Genomic DNA, 1,085 nt, shown 5'->3' with positions numbered 1-1,085 from the left:
TGGCCGACCCCACTCGATCCCGGATCATCTTGACCCTGCTCGACCATCCCGCTTACCCGGCGGAACTGGCCCGAGATCTGGACCTGACACGCCCGAACGTGTCCAACCACCTGGCATGCCTGCGCGATTGCGGGATCGTCGTCTCCGAGCCCGAGGGTCGTCGGACACGATATGAGATCGCCGATTCGCACCTGGCGCAGGCGCTGACGGCACTGGTCGATGCCACCCTGGCAGTGGACGAAGACGCCCCGTGCATCGATCCCGCCTGCTCGCTTCCCGGATGCGACGCAGCTGGGGAGGGCGCATGAGCCTCACCTCGGTCTTGCAGGCGATGGGCCTGTTCGCAGCGACCAACATCGACGACATCATCGTGCTCTCCCTCTTCTTCGCGCGAGGGGCAGGCCAGCGCGGCACTACCGCCCGCATTCTGGCCGGCCAGTACCTCGGATTCGCCGGCATCCTCGGTGCCGCGGTCCTGGTGACCATCGGCGCCGGAGCATTCCTGCCCCCGGCAGCCATCCCGTACTTCGGCCTCATCCCTCTGGGCCTCGGCCTCTGGGCCGCATGGCAGGCCTGGCGCGGAGACGATGACGACGATGACGACGAGGCCAAGGTTGCCGGCAAGAAGGTCGGCGTGTGGACAGTCGCAGGCGTCACCCTTGCCAACGGCGGCGACAACATCGGCGTCTACACCCCTGTCTTCCTCAGCGTGGAACCTCTCGCAGTAGTCGCCTACTGCATCGTCTTCCTCGCGCTCGTCGCGGTCCTGGTGGCCCTGGCAAAGTTCGTCGCCACCCGCCCCCCGATCGCCGAAGTGCTCGAACGCTGGGAGAACATCCTCTTCCCCATCGTTCTCATCGGCCTCGGCATCGTGATCCTCGTCAGCGGCGGAGCCTTCGGACTCTGACGTAGCGGCAGCGATCCAAACGGCCCCGACCGGGCGCACCCCTCTCGGTTCAGACCGCGACACCTACCTGCAGCCAGTCCTGCGTGATCGCGGCAACAAGACCGCCACGGAGCGCTGCAAAAACCCCGCCACCAAGCGAACGAAGCCACAGGGCAGGGCGTGTAAAGGGGTATACCCG

At 66.5% G+C, this 1,085-nt stretch carries 2 protein-coding genes; both read left to right on the top strand.

Features of this window, described 5'->3' with window-relative positions:
- Positions 1–308, top strand: a 308-nt coding sequence (locus tag D8M29_RS12610; RefSeq protein ID WP_148110874.1) for a helix-turn-helix transcriptional regulator, incomplete at its 5' end; no start/stop codon positions are given.
- On the top strand, positions 305–907 hold the full coding sequence (locus tag D8M29_RS12605; protein ID WP_036341590.1) for a cadmium resistance transporter: 603 nt from the start codon (positions 305–307) through the stop codon (positions 905–907). The genes D8M29_RS12610 and D8M29_RS12605, both read left to right, overlap by 4 nt.
- Positions 908–1,085: the final 178 nt, after the last annotated feature.

Origin of the sequence: Micrococcus sp. HSID17227 (genome assembly GCF_003989405.1) — a bacterium.
GTDB classification, from domain to species: domain Bacteria; phylum Actinomycetota; class Actinomycetes; order Actinomycetales; family Micrococcaceae; genus Micrococcus; species Micrococcus luteus.
Note: the sequence above shows the minus strand (reverse complement) of the source record. Positions and strands in the feature narration are given on the sequence as shown.

Excerpts from the sequence above, each read along its gene's own strand:
- D8M29_RS12605 (WP_036341590.1), top strand. The coding sequence starts at position 305 with ATGAGCCTCACCTCGGTCTTGCAGGCGATGGGCCTGTTCGCAGCGACC.